The following is a 17,281-nucleotide window of genomic DNA, read 5'->3' on the forward strand; positions in this document are numbered from 1 at the left end:
GCTTACCTATCAGGGCTCGGGCTCTGTCAATCGACGCTGGAGCGTTGGCCTAACAATCGAGGCTACTCCCCTGATTGTCGCGGCAGAATCGGCACCGGCAAAGCTTGATCAGCCGCGTGTTTTTAACCCTAAACCTGAGGTAGAGACCCTGTTTTGTCCCGTTTGGAGATCATTACCAGGTCAGGAACTGGTCAGCTGTCCGTGGCCTTGAAATCGTCGGGAGATACCGATTCGAGAAACTCCTTGAACTTCTCGACCTCGTCCTCGCGCTCGTCCGGCATGACCAGTCCGGCCTCTTCCAGTACCGGCTCCTCGGCATAGATCGGGCAGCCCACCCGCAGCGCGATGGCCACCGAATCCGAGGGCCGCGCGGAGATGCGCAGATCGTTCTCGAAGACCAGGTCGGCGTAGAAGGTGCCCTCCTGCAGATCCACGATCCGCACCTCTTTGAGGGTGTGCCCGAGCTCCTTGATCAGGATCTTGATCAGATCGTGGGTCAGCGGGCGGATGGGCGTGACGCCCTCCTGCTCCAGCACGATCGCGGTGGCCTCGGCCTGGCCGATCCAAATAGGTAGATAGCGGTCGCCGGAGACCTCTCGGAGCAACAGCACGGGCTGATTCTGTGGTTGTTCGACACGGATGCCGATCACACGCATTTCGCTCATCGCACTGCCTCCCAAGATCCTCACCGGCCGCCCAACCCGGCTGTAATACCGAGTCTAGGCGAAGAATTCAGCCCCCGAGGGAAGCGCGCACAGAGGTCTTCACCAGGCAGGTGTGCAGAGTCAGCGACAATGCCGCCAACTCGCGGACCGTCTCCTCGGCCCGGGCGCGGGCATCCGCGTCGCGGCTCTTGGCGATCGGCGCCGCGATCTGCGCGACCATGGCGGCCTCGCGATCGGCGGCCAGTTTGAAGGCGCGCAGATGCCTTGCCTCCAAACCGAATTCGCTCAGAGCCTTGGCGGTGCGGGCCAGCGTGACGGCGTCGCCGTCGAAATAGCCTGCGGCACCGGGGGTAATGAGGTTGGCGCGAATCAGCTCGGTCAGGAACTTCTCGTCGATGCCCGCCTGCTCGAGCAGATCCGCCCGGGTGATCCGGATTTCGTGGTCGAACCGGAGCTCCTCGGGCGATACCTCACCGGGCACGGCGGTCAGCCGCCGCAGGCGGCCGCCTCCATTGGGCGACAGACCATCTCTCGTGTCGGGCCCAGGTCTGGAATCGGGCACGGCCCCTCCCACGGCGTTCGCCCGGGCCCGGGCCTCCCGGACCCCGAGCGTCGCCGCCCCACTGTCGATCGCTTCGAGCTGTTCCTTGATCACCTTCAACGGCAGGTACTGATCCCGCTGCGCGGTCAGCACGAAGCGCAGACGCTCGACGTCCGCCACATGAAAGCGGCGGTACCCCGAGGGCGTGCGCTCCGGGCTGATCAGGCCCTCCGACTCCAGGAATCGGATCTTGGAGATGGTGATGTCCGGAAAATCCGGACGCAGGAGATCCAGCACGGAGCCGATCGACATGCCTCCGCGCGTCCACTGCGCTGCGCCAGTCATTCCGCTCGGTCCTATAGACCCGAGTCGCTCGTCGCCGGTCGCGGTCCCGTCAGGAAGACGAGACGGAACTTGCCGATCTGGACCTCGTCACCGTTCTGCAGCTCCGAGGAATCCACCGGCTCCCGGTTGACGTAGGTGCCGTTGAGGCTGCCCACATCGACGACCTGGAAGGTGTCGTCGTCCTGGCGGAATTCCGCGTGACGCCGGCTGACGGTGACATCGTCCAGGAAGATGTCGCTGTCGGGATGGCGTCCCGCCGAGGTGGTCGGCTGGTCGAGCAGGAAGCGCGAGCCGGCGTTCGGACCACGCTTGACCACCAGCAGGGCCGCGCCCGCGGGCAGGCCCTCCACTCCCTGCACCGGCTGCTCGCCGGTCTGCTCGGTGCGCGACGTGTCGACCTCGTTCAGGAAGTCGGCACGGAACACCGAAGTGGTCTCTGCTGCCGTTTCCTGGTAACCCGGGTCCTTGTTCTCGCTCACCCTTGCTCTCCTCCTCGAACCGAATAATCCATGCAAGCAGTTGATGCCCTCAGCGATGCGGCACTCCGGCCGCTCCCCGCTTCGGGTAGGTCCGGATAATCCGGACACCGGCTGCGCGCACTTCTGTTGGCATTGACCGTACCCTGCCAGGGCGTACCCGTGCAGGTAGAACTGTGAAGGCTCCTTCAGCCTCCGATAACTCCTTGATAACCTGCGGCATCGAGGAGCTTTCCGAGCGCCGCTTCGAGCGCCTCGGCGGACTCCGCCTCGACCTCGAAGAGCCACCCGTCGCCGTAGGCGTCGGAGTTGACCGTCTCGGGTTCGGCATCCAGAAGATCGTTCACCGCAACGACTTTCCCGGCCAGCGGGGCGTAGATGTCGGACACGCTCTTGGTGGATTCGATCTCGGCGATGCTGTCACCGCTCGCCACGTCGGAGTCCACCGCCGGCAGCTGCACGAACACGACGTCACCCAGCTGCGACTGCGCGTAATCGGTGATACCCACCCGCACCCGGGTCGGACCCACTTTGCTCACCCACTCGTGCTCTTCGGAGTAGCGCAAATCCTCGGGTACTGCGGTCACTGGCAGTGTCCTTTCAACGGGCGTTCCTCTCGGGATCGTCGTCGATCCGTCCGCCGCACACCCTATCGGGAGTGATCATGGTGTGGCACGGGCGGTATCGCTCGGGCCACGGCGACGGCTTTGCGGAGATACAGGATTCCGGTCCAGACGTAGACCGCCGTGCCCCAGATCAAGAATGCACCACCGAACGCGCGGCCGAAACCTGCCGCCGCCCAGTCCATCTGCCCCGCCAGCAGCCAGGGCAGCGCGGACATCAGCGCGAAGGTGGCGGCCTTGCCCAGGTAGATGACCTCGGGCGGGGGGAGGTTGCGGCGCCGGTAGATGCCGAGGGTGAGGGTCAGGATCGCATCGCGGCCGACCAGGATCAGCACCACCCACCAGGGCAGGATGCCGCGAATCAGGAAGCCGCCCAGGGTCGCCAGCAGGTAGAGGCGATCCACCAGCGGATCGAGGATGGCGCCCAGTTTGGACGACTGATCCAGCAGCCGGGCCAGCTTGCCGTCCAGGAAGTCGGTGATGCCGCTGAGAACCAGCAGCGTGAAGGCCCAGCCGTCGGCTTTCTCGGCGAGCAGCAGCCACAGGAAAACCGGGACGCCGATCAACCGGATCACGCTGAGCACGTTGGGCACGGTGAGGATGCGGTCGCTGTAGACCGGTTCGGCATTCCGCTCGGTTGTCACAACCCGGTCATACCCCAATCGCTGCGCCATCTCCATCCGGGCACGCCGCCGCGCCGCCGCCGGAGCCCACCGATATGTTCGCTGTCATACTCACCCGATGAGAGAATGACATCAGTATTTTCTCATCGTATTGGAGGGTGCGAATTCGCGGGGCGTGCTGCGGTTCGGGCCCGAGTGGTGAAGGCTGATCGGTACAGCCCAGGGAGAGGAAAGACCATGCCCGACTTCGACTATGACGTCGTCGTTATCGGCTCCGGGTTCGGGGGGAGTGTGAGCGCGCTGCGCCTGAGCGAGAAGGGCTATCGGGTCGCCGTGCTGGAATCCGGCCGCCGCTGGAACGCCGAGGACATCCCCAGGACGAACTGGAATGTGCGCAAGTCGATCTGGGCCCCGCGGCTGGGGCTGACCGGCACCCAGCGCATCAGCATTCTGGGCAAGTGCGCGGTGTTCTCGGCGGCGGGCGTGGGCGGCGGGTCGCTGATCTACGGCAACACCCTCTACGAGCCGCTGCCGGCCTTCTACACCGACCGGCAGTGGGCCCACATCACCGACTGGCGCTCGGAGCTCGCGCCGTACTACGACCAGGCGCAGCGCATGCTGGGCGTGGCCCCGAATCCGCGCATGACCCCGGCCGACGACGTGATCCGTTCGGTGGCAGAGGATCTGGGCGTGGCCGACACCTTCCACACCACCAATGTGGGCGTGTTCTTCAACGAGGCCGCGCCGGGCGAGGAGGTGGACGACCCGTACTTCGGCGGGGCGGGACCGCGCCGGGCCGGCTGCATCCACTGCGCGCGCTGCTTCACCGGCTGCCCGCACAATGCCAAGAACACCACGCCCAAGAACTACCTGTACCTGGCCGAGCAGGCCGGCGCGCACGTGTTCGAGCTGACCACGGCCACCAAGGTGCGGCCCATGACCGGCGGCGGCTACGCCATCGAGACGCAGCGCTCGGATCGCTGGATCCGCAAGGGGCGCAAGGTGTTCACCGCCGAGCAGGTGGTGTTCGCGGCGGCCGCGCTGGGCACCCAGAAGCTGCTGCACAAGATGCGGGACGAGGGTGTGCTGCCGAACCTGTCGCCGCGGCTGGGCGAGCTGACCCGGTCCAACTCCGAGGCCATCCTGAACGTGGTGAGCAAGGCCCGCGACGACTTCGCCGAGGGCATCGCCATCACCTCCTCGATCCATCCCGAGCCCGACACCCATGTCGAGGTGTGCCACTACGGCAAGGGCCAGAACGGCCTGTTCCCGCTGTCGGTGCCGCTGGTGGACGGCGGCGCGTTCCGGTTCCTGCGCTTCCTGCTGGCCATGCTGCTGCACCCGGTGGTGTTCGCGCGCAGTCTCAATGCCCGCCGGGCGTCGGAGAAGTCGGTCATCCTGCTGGTCATGCAGTCGCTGGACAACTCGCTGACCTCGTTCCGGCGCTGGGGGCAGCTGAAGACCAAACAGGGCATGGGCAAGCCGAATCCGACCTGGATCCCGCTCGCGCACGATGTCGGCCGCCGCTTCGGGGCGAAGGTCGACGGCGACGTGCAGATGCTGGCCATGGACGTGTTCAACATCCCGGCCACCGCCCACTACATCGGCGGCTGCGTCATCGGCGAGGGCCCGGAAAGCGGTGTGGTGGACCCGTATCAACGCGTGTACGGCCATCCGGGCCTGCATGTCGCCGACGGCTCGGCGGTGACGGCGAACCTGGGCGTGAACCCGTCGCTGACCATCACCGCCCAGGCCGAGCGCGCAATGGCGTTCTGGCCCAACCGAAACGAGGCCGATCCGCGGCCAGAGCTGGGCGCCGCGTATCGTCGGATCCGCCCCGTCGCGCCCAAGCACGCGGTGGTGCCGGACTTCGCGCCCGGCGCGTTGCGACTGCCCCTGTTCCCGAACGATCACGAGCTCTCCGCGAACTGAGCGCGGCGGCGTGCCCGGCGGTAATTTGGGGTGTTGTGCCCGTACCATTTCCCGGTATCGATTCGACGAGGAAGGTGAGAGCCGATGCTCGTCCGAGTGCAGAACGCCGCCGGCAGCCACGCCGAGAAGGTGCTCATCGATTGGCTGCGAACCTGGAAGGGCAGCACCGATCCCAAGGGCGTCGCCACCGTCAATTGCAGTCTGTTCCACGGCGATAAGCTGCATCCGTTCGACGCGGTGGTGTGGACGCCGACCAGCTGTGTGGTGATCGAGGCCGAGGCGCTGTCGGAGCGCATGGACGGCGAGCTCGAGATTCCGGTCAACGGCCCCTGGCGGGTCGGCGACCGGATCATCACCTTCGAGGGCGGCGACAAGCGCAGTCCGCTGGACAAGTCCCGCGATCACACCTTCGCGCTGCAGAACTGGCTGGCCGAACGGGGACTCGGGCAGCGCGTCATCCACGGCATCGTGCTGGTGGTGCCGGCGCCCGGTTCGAATCTGCGGGTCACCCAGCTGTGGAACGATCCCAGCTTCCAGGTGCTGCTGGGCGACGAGCGGCGGCTGCGCGACCACTTCACCAGCCTGCTCTCGCGCGGGCGGCCGCAGTGGTCGGCCAATGACGTGGCCTGGGCGTTCCGCGGTCTGGGCATCCTGCCGTACCTGCCCGCGCCGCAGGATCTGCTGAACGAGGGCTTCCTGGGCCCGGTGGATCCGACGCTGTGGCACGGCGGTCCGCAGCAGGCCCAGGCCGAGGCCTTCGCCGAGGAGCAGGCCCGGCTGGAGCGCGAGCACGCGTCGGCACGCGGTCTGAACATCCCCGAGCCGTGGTTCAGCCCGCGCAAGCTCTACCCGCGCCGCAGCGACCGGATCGAGGTGACCCGCGGGCTCATGCGGGTGATGCTGACGCTCGGCTTCCTGGTGGCTGTGCTGTGGGTGGTGTGGTTCATCATCGCGGGGGCGGCGTCGTATTAGACGGCGCCGCAACCGGTGTAGCCGTGAAGTAGCGGAACGGTAGGTAGAGGGCGGTCACGAGCGCGACCGCGGCCGCCGTTCCGCCCAGGACATCGGTCGGATGGTGGTATCCGAAGCCCACCATGCCGATCATGACGGCCGGCAGCACCACCACCATGACGATCACCGTGCCGGTCCGCACGCGGGCGGATTCGGCCACGAGCGCGAAGGCGGTGACGACCGCGACCAGCTGGACGGTGTGCCCGCTGGGGTAGGCGAGATAGTGGTCGAGCCTGCGGTCCCAGAACGGTTTGAGCGCAAAGGTATTGACGGCCACCACCAGCTCGGGGGCCACCAGGGCGAATCCGGCCTGCCACCATTGGCGGCGGTAAGCGAACCACGCCGCGGAGGCGCACAGCAGCGGCAGAACCACATAACTGTTACTGGGGAACACCAGGACTCGGTACACCCACGTGTGCACGTCCAGCCCCGAGTGGATATCGCGCTCCAGCACCAGATCCGCGCTCGTCGACCCGCCGCCCGCCGGAAACGACAGCGGCACAAGCACAGTGACGATGACCCCCGCCAGCACGACAGCGGGCAGGGCGGCACGGCGTATCCGGTGATCCGGCGGGGTGGGGGCGGGCGCGGTCGATCGAGTCACGGCTGCACGATACCGACGGCCCGCCCGCGCCTCAGGATCGGCGCTCGCGCAGCATGCGCCGCAGCAGCCCGTCCCGCAGCCCGATCGCATGCCACAGCACCGCGGACATATGGGCGGTGAACAGGGCCAGCAGCAGATAGGCCAGCCAGGAGTGCAACGTGCGCAACTGTGCGTAGAGGTGCGCGTTCTCCGGCGCGATCGCGGGCAGATGGATGCCGCCCCCGATCCGCACCGGAATCCCGGAGGCCGACACCAGCGCGCAGCCGACGACGGGCTGGAGCAGGAACAGCGCGTACAACGACAGCTCCGACGCCATCGCGATCCGGCGCTCGGCCGGTGACAGCGCCGCCGGGGCGGGCGCCCGCCGCAGCAGCCGGTTGACCAGCCGCGCCACGCCGAGCACCAGGATGGCGATGCCGACCGTCCGATGGACGCTCAGCAGCACGCCGTAATCCCCGACCGATCCGACCAGGGCGGCCCCGAGGAACAGCATGGCCACGATGAGCACGGCCATCAGCCAGTGCAGCGCCCGCGTGGTCAGGTCGAAATGGCCCGCCCGCGGGGTGGGCTCGGCGGGCGCCGTGGCGTCGGCCTCCGGCCCGTCCGGTGTCGTCGGATCCGCTTCGTCGACCGTGGTCCCGGCCGGTTCCATCGCCCCGCTCATGCCAGACCCTCCACCCGCAGCGGCTGCCGGGTCGCGGTCTCGCCCGCCCGGCGTCGATACGACTCGGCATAGGCGGCCGAGCGGGCTTGCAGCACATGGTCGTCCGAGGCCGCAATGCCGTTCGGCAGGACCAGCGGATCGAAGTTGACATCCCGCACATTGGCCGCGGACTCGCTCTGAACCCCGGTCAAAACCAGTGTGCCGGTGTCGATGCCGCGTCGCTCCGCCGGCCAGGGGATGGTCGGGTCGTGTGTCGGATCGGTGCCGCGATTGCCCACCACCGCGATCAGTTTCCAACGCAGCGATTCCCGGCGGAGGTCCCGGACCAGCCCGGTGAAGAGCTGATCGTCACCGGATGCACCGGTGGCGCCGGTGGTTTCGGGTTCGAGCCGCCAGCGGACCGGAGTCCGGGTGCCGTCCGCGTCGACGCATTCGAAGGCGTTGAGGCCGTGGAAGGTCGAGGTGGCGAAGCTCGCCGTCGGCGGGTTCCGCTTGATGACCTCCAGTGCGGCAGCGGTTTTCGGGTGGGTGGCCAGATAGGCGCGGACTCGCTCCGGATCCGGTTTCCCGGTGGCCGGGTCGGGCGCATAGGCCGCGGTCCGGTCGTGGAAGTCCTGGGCGGAGGCGTCGGTGAAGACGGGGATATTGAGCAGCGCCAGCCGCCATTCCTCACCGGCGGGCAGGGTGATCCGCAGTCCGAGCCCCCGGCGCGCGTCGAGAACGTCGGGCGCGAAGGGCTTGCCGCCCGCCAGCGAGAACCGCCCGTCCACCGGGTAGCTGCCGGGCCGGAACACCGCGGCCGTCGACAGCTCGGTTCCGGCCCCGTTGCTCTCGAAGCGTCCCGCCACCGCGACGCCCTTGGCATGGTTGCGCCGATAGCCCGGGACGAAACCGTTGGCGGCCTGCAGGCCGTCGACGATGCGCCGGGCGGTCAGCCGCGCCGGGCCGATGGCATTCTCCGCGAACAGGAATCCGCCGACGCCGGCGGTTCCCGCACCGGCGATCACCGCCGCGGCCAGCAGCGCGCGCCGATTCAGGCGTAGCGGACCGTTCTCCTCGCCCATTCGTATCTCCTCGTGTCGATCGTCGAAACGGGAGAGACAATGCCGCGCGAGCGGGTGCGGACGCCAACCGACACGGCGGGTATCGGCGCGACTTCACGGTTCCGTAAGAACTCGCGCGCCGTGGACGGTGGCGACGATCAGCCCGACCGTGCCGTCGCGGCGGCGGGTCCCGGCTCGGCATGAGTTCGGTCCGGGGTGAGACGGCCTTGATTGTGTGGATCGTGTGTGCAATCTCTCAACGATGCACGGCGGCAACAGGATTCAGCCGCGACGGCGCTCGGGGTCAGCCGAGCATGGCGGCGCGCAGCAGGCCCTCCGGGACGCCGAGTCCCTCGATCAGGGTGAGCGCGTGCGGCCGCAGCCGATCGACGAGTTCGTTGACGCCGCGGCGCACCGCCTTGGCCCGCTCCACGGACATGAACCGGTGCATGATGTACCAGGCCTGGTTCTGCTCGATGGTCCAGTAGACATACAGGTCGCAGAGGGAATCGGCGAGGGCGCGCGCGTCCGGGTCCTCGATCTCCGCGATGCCGTCGATGAAGGCCTCCAGCACCAACCGCTCGATGTGCGCGGTGCCGGCGGCGAGGATGTGGTCCTGGGCATTGTTGAACGCCTCGAAGGGCCCGGTCTCCTTGGCGCGGGCCTGGAGCCGGTGCGCGGCGGTGCGGACCATGTAGTCCTCGCGATCGGCGAACAGCTGCAACTGGACCGACCGCCGGGACAGGTCGGCCTCGTCGACGGATTCGTCGCCGCGGTCGCGCAGACGCTGGATCATCTGCCGCACACCGGATCGCTCGCGCACCACATCGCGCGCCATGGTGGCCGCGAAGCGCACCCAGCCGAGGGCATCGAGGTCGCGCACCTCATCGGCGTAGGCGGTCAGCAAGTCCTTGGCTACCAGCTGGGTCAGGACCACGTTGTCGCCTTCGAAGGTCGTGAACACATCGGTGTCGGCCTTGAGGGTGACCAGGCGGTTCTCGGTGAGATAGCCTGCGCCGCCGCAGGCTTCGCGGCATTCCTGGATCGCCTGGGTAGCGTGGCGAGTCTGGGCGACCTTGAGTCCGGCGGCGCGGTTCTCCAGGGCGCGCTGGGCGCGCGGGTCGGCGGTCTGGCCGGTCTGCACCAGGTGCATGCGGTGCACGAGATCGTTCTGCGCGAAAGCCAGTGCGTAGGAACGCGCTACGAGCGGCAGCAAACGGCGCTGATGGCTGCGGTAGTCCAGCAGCACCGTCTCCTCGCCGGTGTCGGGGTCGGCGAACTGGCGGCGCTGCTCGGCGTAGCGGACGGCGATGCTGAGCGCGACCCGCGTGGCCGCCGAGGCCGCGCCGCCGACACTGATCCGGCCGCGCACGAGGGTGCCGAGGGTGGTGAAGAAGCGGCGGCTGGGGTTCTCGATCTCGGAGCTGTAGGTGCCGTCCGGTGCGACGTCGGCGTAGCGGTTGAGCAGGTTCTCCCGCGGAATCCGCACCTGGTCGAACAGGATTCGGCCGTTGTCGACACCCGGCAGGCCGCCCTTGAGACCGCAGTCGGAGGTGGTCACCCCGGGCAGATCGCTGCCCGCCTCGTCGCGGATGGGCACCAGGAAGCAGTGCACGCCCTTGCTCTCGCCGCCGGTGATCAGCTGCGCGAAAACCGCTGCCATGCAGGCGTGTTCGGCCGCGCCGCCGATGTAGTCCTTGCGGGCCGAGGGGGTCGGGCTGTGGACCACGAACTCCCGGGTCGCCGGATCGTAGGTGGCGGTGGTCTCCAGGTTGGCGACATCGCTGCCGTGCCCGGTCTCGGTCATGGCGAAGCAGCCGAGCAGGCGCAGCGGAATCAGTTCGTCGATGTACTCGCGGTGGCGCTCGGTGCCCAGGTTTTCGACCGCACCGCCGAAAAGACCCCACTGCACACCGCTTTTCACCCACAGCGACAGGTCGGTGTAGGCCAGCATCTCCAGCGCGGTGACCACCGCGCCCGGGTCACCCGGGCTGCCGTCCGGGTGCCGGAAGCCGCCCTCTACCCAGCCGAAGGAGGCGACCAGCTGCATCTGGTCCAGCACGCGCGCCCGCGCCGCCTTGATGTCGAGGGCGGGGTCGCCGTAGAGGCGGTCGTCGTCGAGAATGCCCCGCGCGCGTTCGCGCACGTCACGCCAGGGGCCGTCGAGTGCTGCGCGTAGCTCTTCCGAAATAGAAACGCCGCTCGTCGCCATACTCGAAAACACTACTGCCATCGAACTGCTCAACCTGGTGATCTCCCGCACCCGTGTACGTTGCTGTATGTGAGCACCGATGTGGCTATCGAGGCGGAGGCGCCTTCCGGGCTGCGCGCCCGGTGGCGTCGGATGCTGACCGGCGCGGTGGACCGCTTGGTCGCGGACCGCCGCGCGACGGTCGACGCGGTGGTCGAGGCGCCCGCTCCGGTCCGGCCGATCGATGTCACCGACGATGCGACGGTCACCGAGGTGATGGATCTGGCCGAGCGGGTGGGCGAGGTGGTGCTGGCGTCCGGGACCGCGGTCATGGACACCACGACGCAGATCGAATTCATCGCCTCCACCTACGGGCTGTCCAAGTGCGATATCGATGTCACCTACAACTCGATTCGTATCTCCGCCGACCGGGGACCGCGGCTGCCGCCGTACAGCACCATGCGCGTCGTGCATTACCGGTCGCTCGACTTCACCCGCCTCGCGGCGGCCGATCGGCTGACCCGCCGCATCCGCCGGGAACTGGTGCCGCCGCAGGAGGCGCTGGCGGCGCTGGACGAGATCACTTCCGCGCCGCACCCGTACCCGCGGTGGCTCGCGACGGTCGGCTGGGCGGTCATGGCGGCGGCGGTGGCGCTGCTGCTCAATGGCGGCCTGCTCGTCGCCCTGGTGAGCTTCGCCGCCACCACCATGATCGATCGCACCAACCGGATCCTGAATCGGCGCGGTCTGCCGTTCTTCTTCCAGCACATGGTGGGCGGCATCATCGCCACCGTGCCCGCGGTGCTGGTCTCGACCTTCGCCGAGAGCCTGCATCTGGACCCCGCGCTCATCATCGCCGCCGGAATCACGGTGCTGCTGGCCGGTTTACAGCTGGTCGGCGCGGTCGAGGACGCCATTACCGGCGCGCCGATCACCGCGTCGGCGCGCATGCTGGAAGTGATCATGATGACCGGCGGCATCATCGCCGGTATCGCGTTCACGCTGCGGGTGGCGGAGGTGTTCGAGGCGACGGTTCCGATCGCCGACATGACCTCGACCCGCGATCTGACCAATCTGCCCCTGAAGCTGTTCGCGGGCGCGCTCACCTCGGCGGCCTTCGCGCTCGCCTGTTATGCGGAGCGGCGCGCCGTCGCGGCGGCGGCGGTCAGCGGTGCGGCGGCCACGATCGTCTATCTGCTGGTCCAGCACTTCGGATTCGGCCCGATCGTGTCGTCGGGTGTGGCGGCCACGGTGGTAGGTCTGGCCGGTGGTCTGGTGGCGCGCCGCGCCCTGACTCCCCCGTTGGTGGTGGCGGTCGCGGGCATCACTCCCCTGCTTCCCGGTCTGCGCGTCTATCGCGGTCTCTACGCGCTGCTCAACGACGAATTGATCGTCGGGCTCAACCAATTGTTCAGCGCGTTCGCCGTCGGCCTGGCGCTGGCGGCCGGTGTGACCCTGGGTGAGTGGATCGCCCGCGATCTGCGCCGGCCCCGGATCGTGAAGCGGATGGGCTCGCTGCGCCGGCCACGGCTCAGCTCCGGGTGATCACAGCCCGGCGATCCGGCACGGCCTTTTCACCACGATCCATACTTGTTTTCTATCGCTAAATCACGTTCCGGAATTCACTTATTGTATTCTGATACAACGATTTTCACTCCTCGTGATCTTGACTGCTACCGTGCAGTATGACCACGAGAAGCCCGCGTGACCGCGATGTCTTCGCGCTATGGGGAAAACTCGTAGCCAACCACCGTTTTCTCGTTCTGGGTATCGTGGCGGCCGCCCTGCTCGGTCTCGGCGGCTACGCCTGGGGCTTCGAGAGCCGGCTCAGCGCGGGCGGTCTGGACGATCCGAACTCGGAGTCCGCGCAGGCGGCGGTGCTGGCCGCCAAGGCGTTCGGGCCGAACCACGCCGCCGATGTGATCGTGCTCTATCAGGCGCCCGACGGGAAGACCGTCGACGATCCGGATGTGAGCCAGTCGATCGTGGACAGCCTCAACGGGCTCACCCAGCGCTTCCCGAACGACATCGCCGGCGTGTACGCCACGTATTGGCCCGAGGTCTCCGCCATCCGTGGTTCCTCCGCGGCCTTCGCCACCAAGGACCGGACCCGCGCGGTCGCCTCCGTCGCGCTGAAGGACAATGCCGCCACGACCGTCAAGGACGCGTTCTCGATTCCGGGTATCAAGGTGTACGTCGGTGGCCTGCAGCCGGTCTCGACCGCCCTGACCGACACCATTTCGGCCGATACCCATCGCATGGAACTGCTCGCCATTCCGGCGGTGGCGGTGCTGTTGTTCTTCATCTTCGGCGGCGTGGTCGCCGCGGCGCTGCCGCTCCTGATGGGCGTGCTGACGATTCTGGGCGCGAACGGCATCGTCCGGGCGATCACCAATGTGACCGAGGTGAATTCCTTCGTGGCGCCGGTCGTTTCGATGATCGGCCTGGGCCTGGCCATCGACTACGCATTGTTCATCGTGAGCCGGTTCCGCGAGGAGGTGGCCGCCGGATACGACACGCCCGCCGCCGTGCGGCGCGCGGTGATGACCGCGGGCCGCACGGTGTTGTTCTCGGCCACCATGATCGTCGCCAGCCTGGGCGGCATGCTGCTGTTCCCGCAGGGTTTCCTCAAGTCCATCGCGTACGGCGCGATCGCCACCGTCACCCTGGCGGCGCTGACAGCCGTCACGATTCTGCCCGCCATGCTGGCGATCCTCGGGCCATGGGTGAATGCCCTGGGTATCAAGCGATTCCGTCGTACCGATTCGGCGCGAGAGGTGGAGGAGGGCTTCTGGGGCCGGTCCACCAGCTGGGTGATGCGGCATCCCCGCGAGATCACCGCGGTCCTGATCCTCGGATTGCTGGTGCTGATCGTGCCGGTCCGCAATATCGCCTTCGGCGGCTTCAGTGAGAAATATCTGCCGCCGGACAATGCGACTCGTGTTGCCCAGCAGCAGATCGACACCTATTTCCCGCTCCGCAAGCCCGACCCGATCGAGTTGCTCATCACCGCCAGTGACAGCACCGAGGTCGGTCCCTTCATCGAACAGGCGAGCCGTGCTCCCGGGCTGGTCACCACCGGGGTCTCGACCGGTTTCGAGATTCCGACCCGCTCCCAGACGCAGCCGAACGTCTATCGCACCCAGGCCTATCTGATCGATTCCACCAAGTACGACAAGACCATCGACTATCTGCGGGCACTGCCGGTGCCCGACGATATGACCGTGCTGGTCGGCGGCGTGCCGACGGTTCAGCACGACGCCATCGCCGCGCTGCTGAAACGGCTGCCCCTGATGATCCTGCTGGTGCTGGCCATGACCACGCTGCTGATGTTCCTCACCTTCGGATCCCTGGTCCTCCCGCTGAAGGCCGCCTTCATGAGCGTGCTCGGCCTGGGGTCCACGCTCGGCATCCTGACCTGGATCTTCACCGAGGGCCACGGCGCGACCCTGCTGAACTTCACCCCCCAGCCGATTCAAGCGAACATCCTGTTCCTGATCATCGCCATCATCTACGGCCTCTCCACCGACTACGAGGTTTTCCTGGTGTCCCGCATGGTCGAAGCCCGCGCGCGCGGCGCGACCACCGAGGAGGCCATCCGCTCCGGCACCGCCCAGACCGGCCGCATCATCACCGCCGCCGCCCTGATCCTGCTGGTGGTCACCGGCGCCTTCGCCTTCTCCGACCTGGTCCTCATGCAGTACATCGCCTACGGCATGATCGCCGCCCTGATCATCGACGCCACCGTTCTGCGCATGCTCCTGGTCCCCGCCGCCATGAAGCTCCTGGGCGACCGCGTCTGGTGGGCACCGGCCTGGATGAAGCGCATCCAGCAACGCATCGGCCTGAGCGAACCCGTCCTGCGCGACGAACCCGCTCACCTACGCCACACCGAATTGGCCGACGCCCGAAGCTGATTCATCCCAGGAACCGACACCATGATCGACATCCAGGTCCTCCGACCCGACGATTGGCCCCTGTGGCGCGAACTCCGGCTGCAGGCCCTGACCGAATCGGCGGCGGTCTTCGGTTCGACCCTCGCGGAGTGGAGCGGACCCGGCGACACCGAACAGCGTTGGCGCGCCCGGCTGACCGATGTCCCCCTCAACTTCATCGTGCGCCTGGACGGTACGCCCGTGGGGATGGCCGGCGCCTACATCCGAGACGACGAAGCGGCAGAACTGATCTCGCTGTGGGTCGCCGAGTCGGCCCGCGGCCGCGGCGTGGGCGACGCGGCCGTGCGCGCGGTTGCGGACTGGGCGGGCCGGCGCGATGTCGTGCTCTCGGTCAAGTCCGGCAACGACAGTGCGATCGCGTTGTATGTCCGTCACGGATTCGTCGACGCCGGACCATCACCGGATGACGACTGCGAACGCTTCATGCGCCGCGTCCACCGGACAGTGGGCTGATCAGTCGGCGACGAGGCCGATGCCGCGGCCGATGTCGGCGAGGGTGGAGTCGAAGAGGACGTCGGGGTGGCTGACCGGGATGGGGTAGTTGCCGAAGACCTCGAGGGTGACGTGGCCGTAGAGGCGGGCCCAGAACTGGATCATGACGTAGCTGACGCCGAGGTCCAGTTTTTCGGCGGGGAACTTCTGACCGGATTCGGCGAGCACGCGGAGCAGGTCGGTCTGGAATTTGATGAGGTCGTCGCGGAGCTCGGGCGGGATGAGGGCCGTGGGCGGGGTGACGACGTCGTAGTCGGTGAGGAGGCGGCCGGCGGCGCCGAGGAAGATGCGGCCGACCGGTTCGCCGAATTGCTGCATGGCGCTGGTGATTCCGGCCCCGACCGGGGAGGCGAAGACCAGGGTGAATTCGCGGGAGTGAGTGAGGGCCCAGCGGCGGAAACCGCGGCAGATGGCGAAGAAGCGAACGCCCGCGTCGTCGGGGAGGCCCTCGATGGCGGCCTCCAAATCCTTTGCCAGATCGGCACATACGTCGGTGCGGACGGCGGCGACGAGGTCGTCGCGGGACTCGTAGTACCGATACAGCGCGGGAGCGGTGATGCCCAGCTCCCGCGCGATGGCCCGCAGCGTGATCGCGTCGGGCCCTTGGTCGACCAGCAGTGACCGCGCGACGCGCCGGATGTCGGCGTCGCTGACCGCCGGCATCCGGCCGCGTCGGCGAGGTTCACTCATGCTGACTCCATAGGTCGAAAGAACGGGGCCCCTACCGGGTTACGCACACTACCTCCTCGGGGCCCGGACGCTCATTCGTACGCGACTTCCCAGCTCTTGATGCCGTTGAGCCAGCCCGAGCGCAGGCGCACCGGCTCGGAGATCTGGTGCAGGTTCGGCATCACGTCGGCGATCGCGTTGAAGATCAGATCCAGCTGCAGCCGAGCCAGATTCGCGCCCACGCAGTAGTGGGTGCCGGTGCCGCCGAAGCCGACGTGCGGGTTGGGGTTGCGCAGCACGTTGAACGTGTACGGGTCTTCGAAGTAGTTCTCGTCGAAGTTGGCCGCGCTGTAGAACATGCCGACGCGCTGGCCCTTCTGGATCAGCTGGCCGCTGAGCTCGACGTCCTCGATGGCGGTGCGCTGGAAGGCGATGACCGGGGTGGCCCAGCGGACGATCTCGTCCGGAGCGGTGCGCGGACGCTGCTCCTTGTAGAGCTCCCACTGGTCCGGGTTGTCCACGAACGCTTTCATACCGTGCGTGGTGGCGTTGCGGGTGGTCTCGTTGCCGGCGACCGACAGCAGGATCACGAACCAGGCGAACTCGTCCGACGCCAGCGACTCGCCGTCGATGTCGGCCTGCAGCAGGGTGGAGGCGATGTCGTCCATCGGGCAGGCGCGGCGCTGCTCGGCCAGGTTCCAGGAGTAGCCCATGACCTCGGCGGTGGCGACCTTGTGGTCACCGTTGAACTCGGGGTCGTCGTAGCCGATCATCTGGTTGGACCAGTCGAAGATCTTGCCGCGGTCTTCCTGCGGGATGCCGATGAGCTCGGCGATGGCCTGCAGCGGCAGCTCGCACGCGACCTGCTCGACGAAGTTGCCGGAGCCGTTCTTCTTGGCCTCGTGCACGATTCGCTCGGCGCGCTCACGCAGCGCGTTGCGCAGCGACTCGATGGCGCGCGGGGTGAAGCCCTTGGAGATGATCCGGCGCAGCTTGGTGTGGCGCGGCGGGTCCATGTTCAGCAGCAGGTAGCGCTGTACCTCGATCTCTTCGCGGGCGATGTCGCCGTAGAAGCGGATGACCGCGGTGTTCTCCTCGTTGGAGAAGGTCTCCGGGCTCTTGGAGATCTCCTTGATGTCATCCATCTGGGAGATGGCCCAGTAGCCGCCATCGTCGAAGCCGGTGAGGCCATTGGCCTGCGGCACCCAGAAGGGCTTGGCCTGCTTGCGGAGTGCGGCGAACTCTTCGACCGGCAGACGCTGCGCGAGCAGGTCGGGGTCGGTGAAGTCGAAACCGGTGGGGATGGACGGCGCGGACACGGAACCTCCTTTGGAACACGTTCGCCACCGAGTGAACCACACCACAGCAGGGTTTGTGAACACCTTTTACTAAAACCCGTTCACTAGATTTTGCCGCCTCCGGAAACAGGACGCGCCCGCTGCGAGG

Annotated in this window: 17 protein-coding genes; 6 read left to right on the forward strand and 11 right to left on the reverse strand. The window is 67.5% G+C overall.

What is annotated here, in order from left to right:
• Window positions 1–191: 191 nt before the first annotated feature.
• From ACWEQQ_RS18170 to ACWEQQ_RS18190, 5 genes are all read right to left on the reverse strand, one after another.
• Window positions 192–665 carry a bifunctional nuclease family protein gene (locus tag ACWEQQ_RS18170; protein ID WP_040807814.1) on the reverse strand — a complete coding sequence of 158 codons (474 nt, stop codon included), beginning with the start codon at window positions 663–665 and terminating at the stop codon, window positions 192–194.
• A gap of 67 nt (window positions 666–732) precedes the next feature.
• Window positions 733–1,518 carry a transcriptional regulator FtsR gene (gene ftsR, locus ACWEQQ_RS18175; RefSeq protein WP_364625020.1) on the reverse strand — a complete coding sequence of 262 codons (786 nt, stop codon included), beginning with the start codon at window positions 1,516–1,518 and terminating at the stop codon, window positions 733–735.
• A 44-nt stretch (window positions 1,519–1,562) separates the two neighbouring features.
• Window positions 1,563–2,030, reverse strand: coding sequence for a glycogen accumulation regulator GarA (garA, locus tag ACWEQQ_RS18180; protein ID WP_354850581.1), 468 nt, complete (start codon window positions 2,028–2,030; stop codon window positions 1,563–1,565).
• Window positions 2,031–2,215: 185 nt separating this feature from the next.
• The gene (gene gcvH, locus ACWEQQ_RS18185) at window positions 2,216–2,614 is read right to left on the reverse strand and encodes a glycine cleavage system protein GcvH (protein ID WP_364625017.1); all 399 of its coding nucleotides are present in this window, start codon (window positions 2,612–2,614) and stop codon (window positions 2,216–2,218) included.
• A 62-nt stretch (window positions 2,615–2,676) separates the two neighbouring features.
• On the reverse strand, window positions 2,677–3,294 hold the full coding sequence (locus tag ACWEQQ_RS18190; protein ID WP_354850575.1) for a CDP-alcohol phosphatidyltransferase family protein: 618 nt from the start codon (window positions 3,292–3,294) through the stop codon (window positions 2,677–2,679).
• Window positions 3,295–3,510: 216 nt separating this feature from the next.
• On the opposite strand from ACWEQQ_RS18190, the gene ACWEQQ_RS18195 reads away from it, so the two are divergent.
• Together ACWEQQ_RS18195 and ACWEQQ_RS18200 are read left to right on the forward strand one after the other, a co-directional pair.
• Entirely contained in the window at window positions 3,511–5,205 is a 1,695-nt protein-coding gene (locus tag ACWEQQ_RS18195) for a GMC oxidoreductase (protein WP_452348973.1), read from the forward strand.
• Between the two features lie 84 nt (window positions 5,206–5,289).
• A complete protein-coding gene (locus ACWEQQ_RS18200; protein ID WP_452343705.1) occupies window positions 5,290–6,177 on the forward strand; it encodes a nuclease-related domain-containing protein in 888 nt (295 codons plus the stop codon).
• Here the strand turns inward: ACWEQQ_RS18200 and ACWEQQ_RS18205 are convergent.
• The 3 genes from ACWEQQ_RS18205 to ACWEQQ_RS18215 are packed head-to-tail and all read right to left on the reverse strand — an operon-like array spanning window position 6,152 to window position 8,548.
• A complete protein-coding gene (locus ACWEQQ_RS18205) occupies window positions 6,152–6,820 on the reverse strand; it encodes a phosphatase PAP2 family protein (RefSeq protein ID WP_452348974.1) in 669 nt (222 codons plus the stop codon). The genes ACWEQQ_RS18200 and ACWEQQ_RS18205 overlap by 26 nt on opposite strands.
• Window positions 6,821–6,851: 31 nt before the next feature.
• Window positions 6,852–7,484, reverse strand: a complete 633-nt coding sequence (locus ACWEQQ_RS18210) for a cytochrome b (protein ID WP_452348975.1) — start codon at window positions 7,482–7,484, stop codon at window positions 6,852–6,854.
• Window positions 7,481–8,548 carry a catalase family peroxidase gene (locus ACWEQQ_RS18215; RefSeq protein ID WP_452343702.1) on the reverse strand — a complete coding sequence of 356 codons (1,068 nt, stop codon included), beginning with the start codon at window positions 8,546–8,548 and terminating at the stop codon, window positions 7,481–7,483. The genes ACWEQQ_RS18210 and ACWEQQ_RS18215 overlap by 4 nt, the downstream gene beginning before the upstream one ends.
• A gap of 12 nt (window positions 8,549–8,560) precedes the next feature.
• Here ACWEQQ_RS18215 and ACWEQQ_RS18220 point away from each other — a divergent pair, with 12 nt between their 5' ends.
• On the forward strand, window positions 8,561–8,731 hold the full coding sequence (locus ACWEQQ_RS18220; RefSeq protein ID WP_452348976.1) for a hypothetical protein: 171 nt from the start codon (window positions 8,561–8,563) through the stop codon (window positions 8,729–8,731).
• Between the two features lie 100 nt (window positions 8,732–8,831).
• On the opposite strand, the gene ACWEQQ_RS18225 is transcribed toward ACWEQQ_RS18220, so the two are convergent.
• The gene (locus ACWEQQ_RS18225; protein ID WP_452348977.1) at window positions 8,832–10,739 is read right to left on the reverse strand and encodes an acyl-CoA dehydrogenase family protein; all 1,908 of its coding nucleotides are present in this window, start codon (window positions 10,737–10,739) and stop codon (window positions 8,832–8,834) included.
• 132 nt (window positions 10,740–10,871) lie between these two features.
• On the opposite strand from ACWEQQ_RS18225, the gene ACWEQQ_RS18230 reads away from it, so the two are divergent.
• From ACWEQQ_RS18230 to ACWEQQ_RS18240, 3 genes are all read left to right on the forward strand, one after another.
• Window positions 10,872–12,263: a threonine/serine ThrE exporter family protein gene (locus tag ACWEQQ_RS18230; protein ID WP_452343770.1), complete on the forward strand. Its 1,392-nt coding sequence runs from the start codon at window positions 10,872–10,874 to the stop codon at window positions 12,261–12,263.
• A gap of 140 nt (window positions 12,264–12,403) precedes the next feature.
• A complete protein-coding gene (locus ACWEQQ_RS18235; RefSeq protein WP_452348978.1) occupies window positions 12,404–14,635 on the forward strand; it encodes an MMPL family transporter in 2,232 nt (743 codons plus the stop codon).
• Between the two features lie 21 nt (window positions 14,636–14,656).
• Entirely contained in the window at window positions 14,657–15,127 is a 471-nt protein-coding gene (locus ACWEQQ_RS18240; protein WP_452348979.1) for a GNAT family N-acetyltransferase, read from the forward strand.
• Here the strand turns inward: ACWEQQ_RS18240 and ACWEQQ_RS18245 are convergent, their stop codons facing one another.
• Together ACWEQQ_RS18245 and ACWEQQ_RS18250 are read right to left on the reverse strand one after the other, a co-directional pair.
• Window positions 15,128–15,856 (reverse strand): TetR/AcrR family transcriptional regulator, encoded by a 729-nt coding sequence (locus ACWEQQ_RS18245; protein WP_354850554.1) that lies wholly within the window; start codon window positions 15,854–15,856, stop codon window positions 15,128–15,130. It abuts the gene before it with no gap.
• A 71-nt stretch (window positions 15,857–15,927) separates the two neighbouring features.
• Window positions 15,928–17,154, reverse strand: a complete 1,227-nt coding sequence (locus tag ACWEQQ_RS18250) for a cytochrome P450 (RefSeq protein ID WP_452343698.1) — start codon at window positions 17,152–17,154, stop codon at window positions 15,928–15,930.
• Window positions 17,155–17,281: the final 127 nt, after the last annotated feature.

The sequence above is a fragment of the Nocardia sp. NPDC004123 genome, from assembly GCF_053603795.1.

What these genes read in the sequence shown, in the direction of transcription:
- ACWEQQ_RS18195 (WP_452348973.1), top strand. Translation starts at nt 3,511, where the DNA reads ATGCCCGACTTCGACTATGACGTCGTCGTTATCGGCTCCGGGTTCGGG.
- ACWEQQ_RS18240 (WP_452348979.1), top strand. Translation starts at nt 14,657, where the DNA reads ATGATCGACATCCAGGTCCTCCGACCCGACGATTGGCCCCTGTGGCGC.
- ACWEQQ_RS18200 (WP_452343705.1), top strand. Translation starts at nt 5,290, where the DNA reads ATGCTCGTCCGAGTGCAGAACGCCGCCGGCAGCCACGCCGAGAAGGTG.
- ACWEQQ_RS18215 (WP_452343702.1), bottom strand. Translation starts at nt 8,548, where the DNA reads ATGGGCGAGGAGAACGGTCCGCTACGCCTGAATCGGCGCGCGCTGCTG.
- ACWEQQ_RS18230 (WP_452343770.1), top strand. Translation starts at nt 10,872, where the DNA reads ATGCTGACCGGCGCGGTGGACCGCTTGGTCGCGGACCGCCGCGCGACG.
- ACWEQQ_RS18225 (WP_452348977.1), bottom strand. Translation starts at nt 10,739, where the DNA reads ATGGCGACGAGCGGCGTTTCTATTTCGGAAGAGCTACGCGCAGCACTC.
- ACWEQQ_RS18235 (WP_452348978.1), top strand. Translation starts at nt 12,404, where the DNA reads ATGACCACGAGAAGCCCGCGTGACCGCGATGTCTTCGCGCTATGGGGA.
- ACWEQQ_RS18245 (WP_354850554.1), bottom strand. Translation starts at nt 15,856, where the DNA reads ATGAGTGAACCTCGCCGACGCGGCCGGATGCCGGCGGTCAGCGACGCC.
- ftsR (WP_364625020.1), bottom strand. Translation starts at nt 1,518, where the DNA reads ATGTCGATCGGCTCCGTGCTGGATCTCCTGCGTCCGGATTTTCCGGAC.
- ACWEQQ_RS18210 (WP_452348975.1), bottom strand. Translation starts at nt 7,484, where the DNA reads ATGAGCGGGGCGATGGAACCGGCCGGGACCACGGTCGACGAAGCGGAT.
- ACWEQQ_RS18170 (WP_040807814.1), bottom strand. Translation starts at nt 665, where the DNA reads ATGAGCGAAATGCGTGTGATCGGCATCCGTGTCGAACAACCACAGAAT.